This window comes from Streptomyces sp. UF-297, from assembly GCF_058245575.1.
On record NZ_JBSIBZ010000001.1, the window covers coordinates 142,867 to 157,212 of the forward strand.

Consider the following 14,346-nt stretch of genomic DNA (forward strand, 5'->3'; position numbering starts at 1 on the left):
GCCTCCTCACGAGCGAGAACGATGTGCGTCACGAGCGACAGCGATCGTTCGCGACTGTACCAATGGCTCACTCCCGCCACGACCTATCGGTCCATCGGCCCGGTCCGCCGGTGGCCCGTGCCCCGCCGCATAGCCGGAACGGGCTGGGCCGAACGAGGAGGTCGCACCGGTGGACCACGGGCTGTACGCGTACGGGTGAACCAGCGGTGAGCGTGCTCGGCCGAGCCCCGGCCGACCGTGCTGGATGGGCGCAGCACGTCCTGTCCCTCACCCCTTCGGGAGTCCCGTTGAGATTTCGCCGCCGGTCCCTCGCGGCCCGCGCCGCCGCGGTGGCGGGCGCGCTGCTCGCCGCAGCGCTGCCCGCCCACGCGGCGCCCGCCCCGCAGTACAAGGAGTACGTGGCGCTGGGCGACTCCTGGTCCGCGGATGTCGCCCTGCTGACCAACGTGTCCACCGAACACGTCCCGTACGCCTGCTTCCAGTCCACCTGGAACTACCCGAAGAAGGTCGCCAAGTCGCTGGGCGTCCCCCGCTTCCGGGATGCCACGTGCGGAGCCGCGACCACCGACGACTTCGCGGCCGCCCAGGAGATGAACTACCTGGGCGTGATCAAGGGCGTCAATCCACCGCAGTTCGACCGGCTCACCCGCACCACCGACCTGGTCACCATGGGCATCGGCGGCAACGACGCCGGGCTCGCGGGCGCGGCCGCCGGGTGCTTCAACCTGCTGCCCTCACTGGAACTGCTGCCGGGCCTGAGCCTGCCCGCGCCGCTCGGCGGCCAGTGCAAGAAGGGCTGGGTCAAGGGCGGCGTGGACGAGATGTCCCGGCGGATCGCGGCCGTCGAGGACAAGGTCTACCGGGCCGTGCGGCGCACCCACCAACTCTCGCCCAAGGCCACGGTGTTGGTCGTGGACTACCTCGCGGGCGTACCCCTGGACCGCGGCTGCTTCCCGCATGTGCAGGCCAACGACGGCGACCTGATGTGGCTCGGCGAGAAGCTCAAGGAGCTGAACACCGTCCTGGGCAGGGCCGTCGACCGCGCCCGCAAGGACGCCAAGGGCCTGGACGTACGGCTCGTGGACACCTACTCCGGCAGCATCGGCCACGACGTCTGCCAACTCCCCGGCACCAAGTGGGTCGAGGGCTTTCTCCCGCTGACCGCCAACCCGCCGGGCCTGGCCGCCCCGCTCCACCCCAACGAGCTGGGCGCCGACCATCAGACCGCGATGGTGCTCAAGGCGGCGAAGAAACCGAGGGCGTAGCGCCCGCAAGGGGCGGGTGGAAGAATCGCGCCATGGCCCAGATCATGGGGGTGCGACGATGCCCGACGCCCGCGGCCGCCTCGCCGAGCTCGGCCTGCCCCTTCCCGCCGTGAACCCGCCCAAGGCGGTAGGTGCACCTTGTGCCGGGCGGCCGTATCCAGCGCCGCGGTGACCAGGGCGATACGGTCCTTGCCCTTGAGCTTGCCCTGCTGAAGGCTGTCGAACGGGGGAGTGACGGAGTGGCCGACCCGCTGTGCCGGCCGCGGCGCCCCGCCCTCTGGCCGAAAACGGACACCCGATGCACCTCGTATGTCCCGGAAGTAACCAACTGGCGCTGGATTAACTAATGGTGAGGCATGCCCGTGCGTGGGGCATTAGTGTCCGGCTATGCCATACGGGGAACTGGCCACGCGTCGCGTGCTCGGTTGGATGTTCATCACTATCGCTGCGCGCGCTCCTGTCGCGATGACACCGCTCGCGCTCGTCTTTCTGGTACGGGAACGGCCCGGCGGATACTCCGTCGGAGCCATGCTCGCCGCGGCCTACGTCCTGGGCGAGGTGGTCGGCGCCGCGGTGCTCGGGGCGCGGCTGAGCCCTCAACAGGCCCGGCGGGCCATCGTGTACGGACTGGCCGTGGGGGCCGCGGCGTTCGCCGGCCTGGCCCTCGCGCACGGCACCGGTGCGCACCTCGCCGTCGTGGCGGGGTGCGCTTTCGTCGCGGGCGGCGCGCCCGCCGCGGCGCCCGGCGGACTGCGCGCGATGCTCACCACACTGGTGCCCGAGCGCGCGGTGCCCCAGGCGCTCAGCGCCGAGACGATCCTCACCTACGGAATCTGGGCCGTCGCGCCCGTCGTGGCCACAGCCCTGGCCCTGAGCGTGAACCCCCTGGTCCCGCTGCTGGTGGCCGCCGCCCTCGCCGCCCTCGCGGCCCTGGGCCTGCTGGCACTGCCGCAGGGCCGGACGGCGGCGGACAGCCATCGCCCCGACGGCGTCTCGATGCTGCGGACCCTGGCCATGGCCTGGCCCGTCTACACCACCGCCGCCGCGGCGCTGTCCCTGTTCGCGGTGGCCGAACTGGTCCTGCCCGCCTTGCTGGAGCAGCGCGGCATCGCCCTGCAGTGGACCGGCTGGCTGATGGCCGGATACGCCGTCGCCACGGCCGTCGGCGCCTTCTTCTACGGGCTGCGCAAGTGGCCCGGAGGGCTGCGGGCGCAGAGCCTGGTGCTGCTGCTCGCCTCCTCGGCCTGCGTGGCGCTGGCCGCGACCTTTTCGGCACTGCTCTGGATCGCACTGGCCCTGCTCGGCGCCGGAGTGCTCCAGTCGGGAGTCCAGGTCGCCCGCAGCCTCTCCCTGCGCGAGGTGCTGCCGCCGCACGCCGTCGCGGCCGGTTTCTCGATGATGTACGCGGCCATCGGCGTCGGCGACGGCGTCGCCACGGTACTGGCCGGCCTGGTGCAGAAGGTCGCCTCGCCTTCAACTGCCCTGTACACGGGCGTTGCCCTCACCCTCGTCCTGACCGCCATCGGCGCCCTGGGCGACCGCCGCCACGCCGCACCGCGCCCGCCCGTCCGCAGCGGCCCGGACCCCCGCGCCGCCCACCCGGCCGAAGCCACCGCGGAGGCATCGAAGACCTGACACCGCGCGACCGGCCACGACGCGCCCGCGGACCACACGCCGCCCGTCGGCCAGCGGGCTTCAGCCCCGGACGCCGAGCCGGTCCGCGATCAGCCGGGCGACCTGCTCCACAAAGGGGTCCTCCAGCATCTGCCAGTGCGTGGGCCCCTGCACGTCATGGACGCCGATCGCCCCCGACACATGCCGCCGCCAGGCCTGCGCACCCCACCCCGGCTCCTGCTCGCCGGGCCGCGCCCGCAACAGCAACAGGTCCCCTCGATACGCGGCCGGAGCATGGGCCCGCAGCAGCCGAGCGTGATGCTCGGTCAACTCCCGCATACGCCCGCGGTGGTCCGCGTCGATCGCCGCGAAGTGCTGCGTATCGCCGCGCAGTTGACTCATCAGCTCGGCGACCTCGGACGCGAACTCCGCGTCGTCCCCCGCCTCTTGGCCGGGCGGCCCCATCGGGGAGCCGTCGATCACCGCCAGCAGCGCCACCTCCTGCCCGTCGCGCTGCAGCGCACAGGCCATCGCATGGGCCAGCGGACCCCCGAAGGAGTAGCCGACCAGATGGTACGGCCCCTCGGGCTGGGCCTCCCGTACGCGGGCCGCATACGCGTCGGCCAGCGCCGCGACGCTGCCCGGCAGCGGCCCCGCTCCGGCCAGCCCCGGCGACTGCAGGGCGTACACCGGCCGCTCCCGCGGCATCCAGCGCAGCAGCGCGGCGTACGACCAGCCGAGCCCCGTCGCCGGATGGACACAGAACACGGGCGGCAGCGCACCCTGCGAGCGCAGCGCCAGCAGCGCGCCGAAACCCTCCTCGCCGCCCCCGGATCCCGGCTCCATGCGCGCGGCCAGCCCCGCGACCGTCGGCGCCGCATACACATCCCGCAGCTCCAGCGCCGCACCGAGCTTGGCCCGGGCCCGCCCGGCCAGCTGCGCGGCCAGCATCGAATGGCCGCCCAGCTCGAAGAAGCTGTCCTCGGCGCCCACCCGCGCCACACCCAGCACCTCGGCGAACAGTTCGCTCAGCTCGCTCTCCCGGCCCGGCGCCGGCGCCCGCCCCCGGTGCTCCTGCGCGGCGTCCGGAGGCGGCAGCGCCCGGCGGTCCAGCTTGTTGTGCGCGGTCAGCGGCAGCCGCTCCAGCGCGACGAACGCGGCCGGCACCATCGCGCGCGGGACGGCGGCCGCGACGTGCTCGCGCAGCTCCCGCGCATCGGGCGCGGCAGCGCCCTCGACGGCCACGACATAGGCCACCAGCCGCTGCTCGCCGGGCCGGTCCTCCCGTACGACCACGGCCGCCCGCCCCACCCCGGGATGCTGGGCCAGCACCGCCTCGATCTCGGCCGGCTCCACCCTCAGCCCCCGGATCTTGACCTGCCCATCGGCACGGCCCAGGAACTCCAGCGCGCCGTCCGTACGCATCCGTACGAGGTCCCCGGTGCGGTACAGCCGCGCTCCCGGCGCCCCGAAGGGATCGGGCACGAACCGCCGCGCGGTCAGCCCGGGCCGCGCCAGATAGCCGCGCGCCAGCGCCGCCCCGGCCACGAACAGTTCGCCCGGCACCCCTTGGGGCACCGGCTGCATCCGTGAGTCCAGGACGTACAGCCGTACGTTGTCGACGGGCCGCCCGATGGGGGCCGGGGCGGGACCGGCCAGCTCCTCGGGGGACACCACCTGCCCGGCCACGACATGCGTCTCGGACGGACCGTAGTGGTTGTGCAGCCGCCGCCCCGGGTGCCCGAAGAACGCCCGCGCCCGCTCGCCCAGCGCCAGCGCCTCCCCGGCCTGGACGACATCCCGCAGGTCCGGGAGGCCGAGCCGCTGCTCGTGCGCGGCCCGGCAGAGCGCGTCGATGACGAGGTTCGGCGCGTACAGCTCGTGCACCCCCTGCTCCTGGAGCCAGCGCGCCAGCGCCTGCGGGTCGCGCCGGACGTCGTCGGACGGGATCACCAGGGTCTTTCCCGCGGTCAGCGCGGACAGGATCTCCTGCGTGGCCACGTCGAAGGTCAGCGCGGTGAACTGCGCGACACGGGTGCCGGGGCCGCCGGGGAGCTGGCCGGCCTGCCAGGCGAGGAGATTGCTGAGCGCGCCGGTGGTCATCACCACGCCCTTGGGCCGCCCCGTGGTGCCGGAGGTGTAGATCACGTACGCCGGGCGGCCCGGGTCGTGGTCCGGGGCCGGGAGCGCCGCCCGGTCCGGCGTCCTGGGGCCGTCGAGCAGCAGCCGGGGCACCGGGGGCCGGTCCGGCAGCTGCTCCGCCGTCCCACGGGTCGTCAGCACAGCGACGGGGGCCGCGTCGTCGAGGATGAAGGCGTTGCGCTGGGCAGGGTGCTCGGGGTCCAGGGGCAGATAGGCCGCACCGGTCTTCAGGACCGCCAGCACGGCCGTGACCGCACCGGCTCCCCGGGGCAGCGCCAGCGCCACACAGCGCTCCGGACCGGCGCCGAGCCCGGCCAGCTCTCGCGCCAACTCGCAGGCGGCGGCGTCGAGTTCGCCGTAGGTCAGCTCGCCCTGCGCCGTGACCACCGCCGTGGCGTGCGGGGTGCGCGCGGCCTGCGCCTCGAACAGCCGGTACGGGCCGTCCTGCGGCACCTCGGCGTGGGTGTCGTTGAAGTCGACGAGAAGACGCCGCCGTTCCGCGTCGCCGAGCAGGTCGATCTGCGCGAGGGGCAGGTCCGGGTCGGTGGCGGCCGCGGCCAGGACGCGCAGCAGCCCGTCCACCAGCCGCACGGCCGTCTGACGGTCGAAGAGGTCCGTGCTGAAGTCGAGGGTTCCGGTGGCCCCGTCGGCGGACGGCTGCTCCGCGACGGTGACGACGAGATCGAAGAGTGCGGCCCCCGTGGGCACCGGGTCGAGGGACGCGGTGAGGCCCGGCATCTCCACCACCGCCTGCGGGGCGTTCTCCATCACCAGCATCACTTGGAACAGCGGATTGCGGGACAGCGTCCGGTCCGGGTTCAGCAGCTCGACCAGCCGCTCGAACGGCACGTCCTGATGGGCGTACGCGGCGAAGTCCGTCTCGCGCACCCGCTCCAGCAGCTCCCGGAAGGACGGCTCGCCCGACACATCGGTGCGCAGCACGAGGGTGTTGACGAAGAAGCCGACCAGGTCGTCCCACGCCTCGTCGGCGCGGCCCGCCGCCGGTGCCCCGACGGGGATGTCCGTACCGGCGCCGCACCGCGCCAGCAGCGCCGCGAGCGCGGCATGCAAGACCATGAACAGACTGCACCGGCTCTCCCGGGACAGCTCCAGCAGACCGCGATGCGTCCGGGCGTCCACCTCGAAGGCGACCGAGCCGCCCCGGTAGCTCATCGCGGCCGGGCGTGGACGGTCGGCAGGCAGACTCAACTGGTCGGGCAGATCGGAGAGTTGGCGGCGCCAGTAGTCCAGTTGGCGGGCTACCACGCTGCCGGGGTCGCCCTGCTCGCCCAGGTCCCGCCGCTGGCGCAGCGCGTAGTCGGCGTACTGCTGGGGCAGCGGCGACCAGCCCGGCGGCCGTCCCGCGCACCGGGCGCCATAGGCCCGCGACAGGTCCTGGAACAGCGGCCGCATCGACCAGTCGTCCATGGCGATGTGATGGAACAGCACAAACAGCACCCACTCGCCGTCCCCCACCGCGAAGAGCCTGGCCCGCCACGGCAGATCGGCCCGCAGATCGAAGGGCTGCACCGCCAACTCGGCCAGCCGCTCCTCCACATCACCTTCCGGCACGGACTCGGCCGTCAGGCCGGGGCAGGCCTCGGCCGTGTCCACCACCGCCTGGTAGGGGACGCCGTCGTGCTCGGTGAAGACCGTACGCAGACTGGTGTGCCGCTCCACCACATCGCGCAGCGCGGCCTGCAGCGCTGCCACGTCCAGGGCTCCGGACAGCCGTACGGCCCAGGGGATGTGGTACGCGGCCGCCGTACCGTGCCCCAGCCGGTTCAGGAACCACAGGCGCTGCTGGGCGTACGACAGCGGCACCTCGCCCGCCGGCTCCGTTCGGCCCAACACCGCTTCTGCCGCTGGTGGTTGCTCGGGCAGCCGGTCGCGCACCGCCGCCGCCAGGGCAGCCGGAGTGCGGCGCTCGAAGACATCGGCGTAGCCGAGCCCCACGCCGTACCTGCGGTGCACCCGTGAGATCAGCCGGGTCGCGAGCAGCGAGTTGCCGCCCGCCGCGAAGAAGTCCGCATCCGCGGCGCACGGAGCGCCCAGGACCGCGGAACACAGCTCGGCCAGCTCGTCGGCGACATCCGTACCCGGGGGAGAGGCGGGAGGGGCGGGCCGCGGCTGATGGGCGGCGATGGTGGCCCGATGGTCCACCTTCCCGCTGGACAGCAGCGGCAGCTCCGCGAGGACGGCGACGCGGGCGGGCAGCAGGTAGGCGGGCAGCCGGTCGGCCAGCCAGCCCCGTACCGCCTCGCCCGTGAGCCCGCCGGTACGCTCCGCCGCGACCGGAACCACCGACGCCACCAACTCCAGGTCACCACTGGCCGATTGGACGGGCGCTACCGAAGCGGCCCGTAGCCCGGGGTGCCCCAGCAGCGTCCGCTCGACCTCCTCCGGCTCCACCCGATGCCCGCGCACCTTCACCTGGCGATCCACCCGGCCGATGAACGCCAGCCGGCCCTGCGCATCCTGCTCCACCACATCACCGGTGCGGTAGTAGCGCTCCGCGCCGTCCGCCTCGCTGGTGAACCGCTCGGCCGTGGCCTCCGGCGCCGCCGCGTACCCGAGCGCCAAGGACGCCCCGCCGACCAGCAGCTCGTACCGCCGCGGAGCGTCGCTCGCCGAACGTCCGCCCTCCGCGGCGCCGTTCGCCGGCGGTACGAGCAGCTGGCGCACATGCGGCAGGGGGCCGCCGATCGGCACCCGGTCGCCCGCTGCGAGCCCCCGGCCCACCGCACCGCCCAGGTCGGCGGCGTGCGAGACGAGCACCGTCTCCGTCTGGCCGTAGGTGTTGAGCAGCCGCACCCGGTCGGGCACGGCCGCCGCCCAGGCCCGTACCGGAGCGGGCCGCACCTCCTCGCCCCCGATGATCACCAGCCGCAGGGACGGCGGCAGCAGCTCCTCGACAGCGGGCCCCCCGGCGTCCTCGCCGAGCGGCCCGCCCCCATCCGGCGGACCGCCCTCGTCCTCGTCGAGCAGCCCCAGATACGCCACCACTTCATTCCAGTACGACGTCGGCAGGTCCACGACCGTCACACCGCGCCGCCGCACCACGTCGAGCAGTTGCGGCACCGAACCGCTGGTGGCCGCGGGATCGATCACCAGCGTCGCCCCGGACAGCAGCGCGGAGTAGATCTCCTCGCCGCTGGTGTCCCACACCAGGGACGCGAAGCTGAGCACCCGGTCGCCCGGACCGATGCCGCACAGCCCGATCAGCGAGCGCGCCGAGGCGTACAGCGCGCGGTGCGGGACCATGACGCCCTTGGGGTCCGCGCTGGACCCGGAAGTGTGCAGCACATAGACGAGGTCCTCGGGCGGCGGCTCGGGCATCTGCGGGGGCACCGGCCCGGCCCGGCCGCCAGGCGCCAAGGCCCCCTCATCCGCCTCCACCCGGCCCTCCGCGTCCTCCTCCACCCGAATCTCCGCCCCCGCCTCCACCCGCAGGCACCGCACCGGCAGCCCCGCCGGAAACGCGGTGATCATCTCGCCCCGCCCGATCACCGTACGTACCGAGCAGCCCGCGAGCATACGGGCGAGCCGCTGGGCGGGCTGCGCCCCGTCCAGCGGGACATAGGCCGCCCCCGCCCTGGCCAGCGCGAGCAGACACAGCACCGTGTGCCGGGAACGGTCCACCGCCACCCCGACCCGGTCGCCTGCCTCGATGCCGCTCTCCCGCAGCCGTCCCGCCAACTGCTCGACCGTGCGCCACAGTTCGCCGTATCGCAGGGTTCCTTCCGGGTCGTCGATCGCCGGGGCGTCGGGGGTGCGCTGGGCCGTCTCGCGCAGGGCGGCGAGAACCGTCATTGCCTGGTGGGCCATCTCGTGGGATTCCTCGTCGACTCGGCGCCCGGCGTCCGCGTGCGGCGTCGTCCGGCGTTCTCGGGCGTACGGGCCACAGACCCTAGGCGCCGCACAACGCGGGCATCATCGGCCGCGCGCCCGACGCGCGTTCGTCACTCGGGAGGAGGCGGCACCCTCCCAAGGGACGAGCGTGGATGGTCCGTTCCGGCGACGCTTTTTCGACAAACCCTCCCTAGCCTGGCGAGGCTGCCCCGCACGCGTGGGGGCACTCACGCACCGAAGCGCGCCGCAGGGCGCGTCCGGTGTATTCACGGGGGAGAGCACACGGATGGAAGCAACACTTCACCCTTGCCGCGTTCAGCGGCAACGACCCGTCAAGCCCTATGCCTATCGCCACGTCGATCCCACCGAGCCGGACTGGCGTCGCCTGCCCGGCTGGCGCGAGGTGACCGAGACACAGTGGAATTCCCCGCAGTGGCAGCGCGCCCACTGCGTGAAATCCATCCGCCAACTGCGCGATGTGACCGGGGATCTGCTCGACGAGACATTCTTCGAGGACCTCGCACGCGATCAGCGGGAACGCGCCACCATGGCGATGCTGATCACCCCTCAGATGCTCAACACCATCGCACCGCACCACGAACGCACCGGCCGCGCGGCGCTCACCGCCGCATTCCGCGCCGACCCGGTACGCCGCTATATGCTCCCGGTCTTCTCCGACCGGTGCGCTGACTGGCCCTCCCACCCGTACGCAGCCCGCGACTCGCTGCACGAACGGGAGATGTCCACCGTCGAGGGCCTGGTCCACCGCTATCCGACCAAGGTGCTGGCGGAAGTGGTACCGACCTGCCCCCAGTACTGCGGCCACTGCACCCGCATGGACCTGGTCGGCACCTCCACCTCGCAGGTGCGCAAGGCGACCTTCCAACTCCCGCCCTCCGACCGCCTCCTGGCCATGCTCGACTATCTGCGCCGGCACCCCGAGGTACGGGACGTGGTGGTCTCCGGCGGCGACGTGGCCAACCTGCCCTGGCCCAGGCTGGAGGCATTCGTCGCCGCCCTCATCGCCATCCCCTCGGTCCAGGACATCCGGCTGGCCTCCAAGGCACTGGTCGGGCTGCCGCAGTACTGGGCCTGTGCGCCGGTCGTGGCGGGGGTGGAGCGGCTGGCCCGGCAGGCCAGGGCGCACGGCGTCCAACTGGCCCTGCACACCCACGCCAACGCGGCCCAGCAGATCACCCCGGCCGTGGCCAGGGCCTCCCGCCGGCTGCTGGAGGCCGGCCTGCGCGACGTCCGCAACCAGGGCGTGCTGATGCGCGGGGTCAACGACTCGGTGAACCAACTGCTGGACCTGAGCTTCGTCATGCTCGACAGCGCGCACATCATGCCGTACTACTTCTACCTCTGCGACATGATCCCGTTCAGCGAGCACTGGCGCACCTCGGTGGCCGGCGCACAGCTGCTCCAGGAGGGAATCCTCGGCTACCTGCCGGGGTTCGCCACCCCGCGCATCGTCTGCGACGTGCCGTACGCGGGCAAGCGCTGGGTGCACCAGGTCGCCGAGTACGACCGCGTGCGCGGCATCTCGTACTGGAACAGCGGCTGGCGCGGAGCCCCGGAGGGCGGCGCGGGGGAGGAGGGCGACGGCGCGGGGAGCGCCTTCACCTACTACGACCCCCTGCACACGCTGCCGGAAGAGGGCCGCGCCTGGTGGGCCGAACACGCCCCCCTCCCCACCTCCTGAGACACGACCACCACCGCTTCCGAGCGACGCGGACGTCTTCCGGCACTCACCAGCTCCTCCTCAGACGTCCGCGTCGGGCGGCACCAGCCCGGTCCGCCAGGCCAGCCGCGCCGCCTGCAGCCGCGCCGACAGCCCGAGCTTGGCCAGCAGCCGGGAGACATGGGTCTTCACCGTCGTCTCCCGCACCTGCAGCCGGGTGGCGATCTGCTGGTTCGAGCAGCCGATGCCCAGCAGCCGCAGCACCTCCACCTCCCGGCCGCTCAGGGCGCGCAGCTCCTGCGGCGGATCGTCCTCGGTGGCCCTCGGCAGCAGAAAGAACCGGCGGAAGAGACAGGTGGTGAGATCGGGGGTGAGAAACGCGCGGCCCGCCGCCGCCGTACGCACGGCACGGACCAGGTCGGCGGCCGCGCACCCACTGTGCAGACATCCGTACGCACCGAGGCGAATCACCTCGGCGAGCTGCCGGTCGTCCCCCACCTCGGTGGCGACGACCCTCGGCAGCCCCGACCGCGGCAGAGCCCGCACCAACTCCCTTAATACATCGACCCCTTGACCGCGTCCGATCCGCAGATCCAGCACGAGCACATCGGGCCGCGCAGTGCGAACGACCGCGGCGGCGGCCGGGCCGCTGGTCGCCTCACCGACGAGGCGGACACCGGGCTCCTTGGCGAGCAGCGTGCGCACGCCCTCCCGGGCGAGATCGTCGTCCATCAGAAGGACGGTGCGAATGCTCGGCGGAGGATCGAAGCCGTATGGAGCCCTGGCACCGAGCACATTAGCCGCCTCCGTCGAATGCCAAGTAGGCAAGCCGGTCCACCTGCGCCCATCCTCGCGTACATGCCTCGCAGGCAGGTACGTACGTGACGAAGTGGGCGCCGCTGATGGAGCGCGCCCATGCGGGGGAGCGCCGTTGGGCTCCGGCGCTCACGGCCGGGGCGCGAGAGCCGTGCGGACGCGAAAAGCCGACTATCCGCTTACGGCGCGGGCGGAGTCATGGCGAAGGCGGTACGGACAGCGACGAGGCCGGAGGGGGCGTTGCTCGCGCGGGGCCGCGTCAGCGCCAGCGCTGGTTGCTGGTCGCGGTGGCGCAGCGGATGGTGCGCAGCCCGAACTCGCCGTCGTCCAGGCACTTCTTCGTGGCCTGACTCTCGAAGGAGACCACGCCCTCTCCGTGCTGGTGGATGATCCACAGTTGCTGCGGTGAGGCGGTGCAGTTCCTGGTGTCCAGTACCTAGCCGTCGTCGTAGAGGCACCTCTGCGTCGCCACGTTCCGCAGGCGCTGGGGGCCGCTCTTGGTGTCGTCGGCCTTCCACTTCTGGTACTCGGTGCCGTTGCACGGGACGCCACGCAGACCGAGCGAACTGTCGTCGATGCACGCCTGCGTCGCGGTGCTCTGAAAGGTGCGGGTGTTCTTGGGGCCAGGGGGCGGCGGCGGGTCCCGGGTGCCATCAGCCGGTATGCGCAAGCGAGCGGACGGTCTCCTGGGGTCCCGGTTTCCTGACGTGACGAACGTTGCGTACTCCCCGCCCACGTTGGCACGCGACACCACGAACATGCGGACAACCCAAAAAAGTTGGCGCATTCACCCCCTTCCGGCAGTGGACGGCAGGCCAGGCCACCGCGAGCCCGACGACGGGCCATGGCACACCGCGCCGGCACGCCAGGCCGAGCCGTCGTACGCAGCGAGAGCCTGGCCGCGTACCGGCGGGCCCGCTGCGGCGCAGCACAACCACTCCGGCGCAGCACAGCCAGAGGCGGGAACAGCGGGCCGGACCGTTGCAGGGCGGGTTCCCGGCGGCCATCGATCGCGCGGGGACCACGGCGGCTCACCGAGACGTGCGGCCATCGGCGGGGCGGAAACCTTCAGCTGTGCTCCAGAGCAGTGGCGGGGCGGAACCTCCAGCTGTGCTCCAGAGCAGTGGTTTTCCCGCGACGCACCACCTCCTGCCTTCCCTGGCCAGTGGTGTGGTCAACGCTGGTGCGGGGCTCGTGCGGGCCCGAAGAGCACGGTGAGGAGAGGGCATGGCCGAGGGAGGCAGGCGCAAACGACGCCGAGGGCGGGGCAAGGACGGCGAAGAGGAGGGCACGGAGGTCCTGGACAGGCTCAAGCACACGGCCTACGACGGTGCTGTGGAGGCCAGCTCCGACTCGCTGTCCGAGCGTGACGCCTGCCGGGTGATGGCCTTCGCGCTGAGGCTGGGGCAGGAACTGTTCCTGTCCGGGTTCGACACCCAGGACATCGAATCCTCCGTGATCGCGGTCTCCACCGCGCTGGGCCTGAACCACCTGGACATCGACATCACCGCACGGACCATCCACCTCCAGTACGCGCCCCCGCATACCGAGCCGACGTCGATGATGCGGGTCACCCGCACGGTGGAGGACCCCCGGGACCTGCGCCGCATGGCAGCGCTGCACCGCCTGGTGGGAACTGTGGTCGAGGGCCGTCTCGACGTACGGCAGGCCGCGGAGGCGCTGCGCCGCATCCAGTCGACGCCGCCGCCGTGGCCCTGGTGGGTCCGCACAGCCGGCGGCGGGATCCTCGCGGCCGCGCTGACGGTGCAGGTGGGCGGTTCGGCAGGGGCCGCCGCCACGGCGGTGGGCGTCCTGATGATCTGCGACCGCGCGGGCTGGCTGCTGCAGCGCGGCGCGATGCCGTTCTTCTTCGTCCTCGCCGCTCAGGCCGCCCTGACCGTCGCTCTGGGCATCGCCCTGCAGAGCTCCGATCTGATCGGTTCGTACAGCACGGCCGTCATGGCGGCCAACCTGGTCGTGCTGCTGCCCCTGGGCCCGCTGATCGCGCTGCCGCAGGACGGCATCACCGGCTTCTCCCTCATGGCCGCGACACGCGCCGTGAACGTTGCGCTGGCACTGGCGGGCATGGCCACCGGAGTCGTCCTGGTCGCCGTACTGGCCGACGAGGCGACGGCAGACGTGTACGCACCGCATATCGACCACGCCGCGCTGCCCGTGTGGGGCTTCCTGGTGATGGCGGCCGTCGGCTCGCTGGGCAACTGCTTCGCGATGGGCGGCACCCGCCGCCAACTGCCCATCGCGCTGGCCGCAGGACTGCTCGCCGCGACCGTCAGCACCGCCGTGTCGCACGCCGTCCCGGACGCGCCGGCCGTGGGAGTCCTGTGCGCGGCAGCCGCCCTGGGCACCAGCGCCGCACTCTGCAGCCCCCTCCTGCGCGTACCGCCGGCCGTACTCGTCGTACCAGGCGCCGCGGGCGCCCTGCTCCCGAGCCTCCAGGTCTACGAAAGCCTCACCCAGCTCTCCGTGGGCCGCGACGGCGCAGGCCAGTCCGCGCTCCTCGGCCTGCTGTCCACCGCCGCCATCGGAGTCGGCGCGGTCGCCGGCAGCCTGGTGGGCAACGCACTCCTGCGCACCATCAGACGCCTGCGACCGACCCCTCAACCCGACTGAGCCCTGCGAGGAGGCAATCTCCACCGCTGGGCCCAGCCCCTCCAAGGCGGCTCCGTCGCCTCGTCCGAGGGCAAGAAGGCGTTGGTGCGGATCCCGGGGAGGACGCCGTCGTGGAGAACTACGGGTACGAATGTGAGCGTGCCTGCCTCGGGGTGGGCGACGCGCACGGTGTCCTGGCAGGTGTGCTGGACGGTGCGTTCGGACCAGAGCCGGGCGAACAGGGCGCTGGTGCGCGAGAGTTCAGCGCACATCTCCACCGTGGCGGGGTCCTCGAAGTGCTCGCGGGAGCGGCCGCGGAAGGTTCTGACGATCTCCCGTGCATAGCCCTCACGGTCCACGCTTTGG

The 14,346-nt window shown here is 72.7% G+C and carries 8 protein-coding genes; 4 read left to right on the forward strand and 4 right to left on the reverse strand.

The genetic code is table 11. The annotated features are described in order from the left end of the window. Positions 1-287: 287 nt before the first annotated feature. The gene (locus tag AC4IJH_RS00745; protein WP_490849439.1) at positions 288-1,265 is read left to right on the forward strand and encodes an SGNH/GDSL hydrolase family protein; all 978 of its coding nucleotides are present in this window, start codon (positions 288-290) and stop codon (positions 1,263-1,265) included. Positions 1,266-1,730: 465 nt separating this feature from the next. Further along, positions 1,731-2,900, forward strand: coding sequence for an MFS transporter (locus tag AC4IJH_RS00750; RefSeq protein ID WP_490849440.1), 1,170 nt, complete (start codon positions 1,731-1,733; stop codon positions 2,898-2,900). A 60-nt stretch (positions 2,901-2,960) separates the two neighbouring features. On the opposite strand, the gene AC4IJH_RS00755 is transcribed toward AC4IJH_RS00750, so the two are convergent. Next, complete coding sequence (locus AC4IJH_RS00755) at positions 2,961-8,849, reverse strand: amino acid adenylation domain-containing protein (protein ID WP_490849441.1); 5,889 nt, start codon at positions 8,847-8,849, stop codon at positions 2,961-2,963. 310 nt (positions 8,850-9,159) lie between these two features. Between AC4IJH_RS00755 and AC4IJH_RS00760 the strand changes: the two genes are divergently transcribed. After that, complete coding sequence (locus tag AC4IJH_RS00760; RefSeq protein WP_490849442.1) at positions 9,160-10,575, forward strand: KamA family radical SAM protein; 1,416 nt, start codon at positions 9,160-9,162, stop codon at positions 10,573-10,575. A 60-nt stretch (positions 10,576-10,635) separates the two neighbouring features. Here the strand turns inward: AC4IJH_RS00760 and AC4IJH_RS00765 are convergent, their stop codons facing one another. Together AC4IJH_RS00765 and AC4IJH_RS00770 are read right to left on the reverse strand one after the other, a co-directional pair. After that, positions 10,636-11,286 (reverse strand): LuxR C-terminal-related transcriptional regulator, encoded by a 651-nt coding sequence (locus tag AC4IJH_RS00765; protein ID WP_490849443.1) that lies wholly within the window; start codon positions 11,284-11,286, stop codon positions 10,636-10,638. A 520-nt stretch (positions 11,287-11,806) separates the two neighbouring features. Next, on the reverse strand, positions 11,807-12,040 hold the full coding sequence (locus AC4IJH_RS00770; RefSeq protein ID WP_490849444.1) for a hypothetical protein: 234 nt from the start codon (positions 12,038-12,040) through the stop codon (positions 11,807-11,809). A 557-nt stretch (positions 12,041-12,597) separates the two neighbouring features. Here AC4IJH_RS00770 and AC4IJH_RS00775 point away from each other — a divergent pair. Continuing rightward, positions 12,598-14,001, forward strand: coding sequence for a threonine/serine exporter family protein (locus AC4IJH_RS00775; protein ID WP_490849445.1), 1,404 nt, complete (start codon positions 12,598-12,600; stop codon positions 13,999-14,001). Here AC4IJH_RS00775 and AC4IJH_RS00780 read toward each other — a convergent pair. Next, the gene (locus AC4IJH_RS00780; protein WP_490849446.1) at positions 13,989-14,339 is read right to left on the reverse strand and encodes an MmyB family transcriptional regulator; all 351 of its coding nucleotides are present in this window, start codon (positions 14,337-14,339) and stop codon (positions 13,989-13,991) included. The two genes, AC4IJH_RS00775 and AC4IJH_RS00780, sit on opposite strands and share 13 nt — an antisense overlap. Between the last annotated feature and the right edge of the window lie 7 nt (positions 14,340-14,346).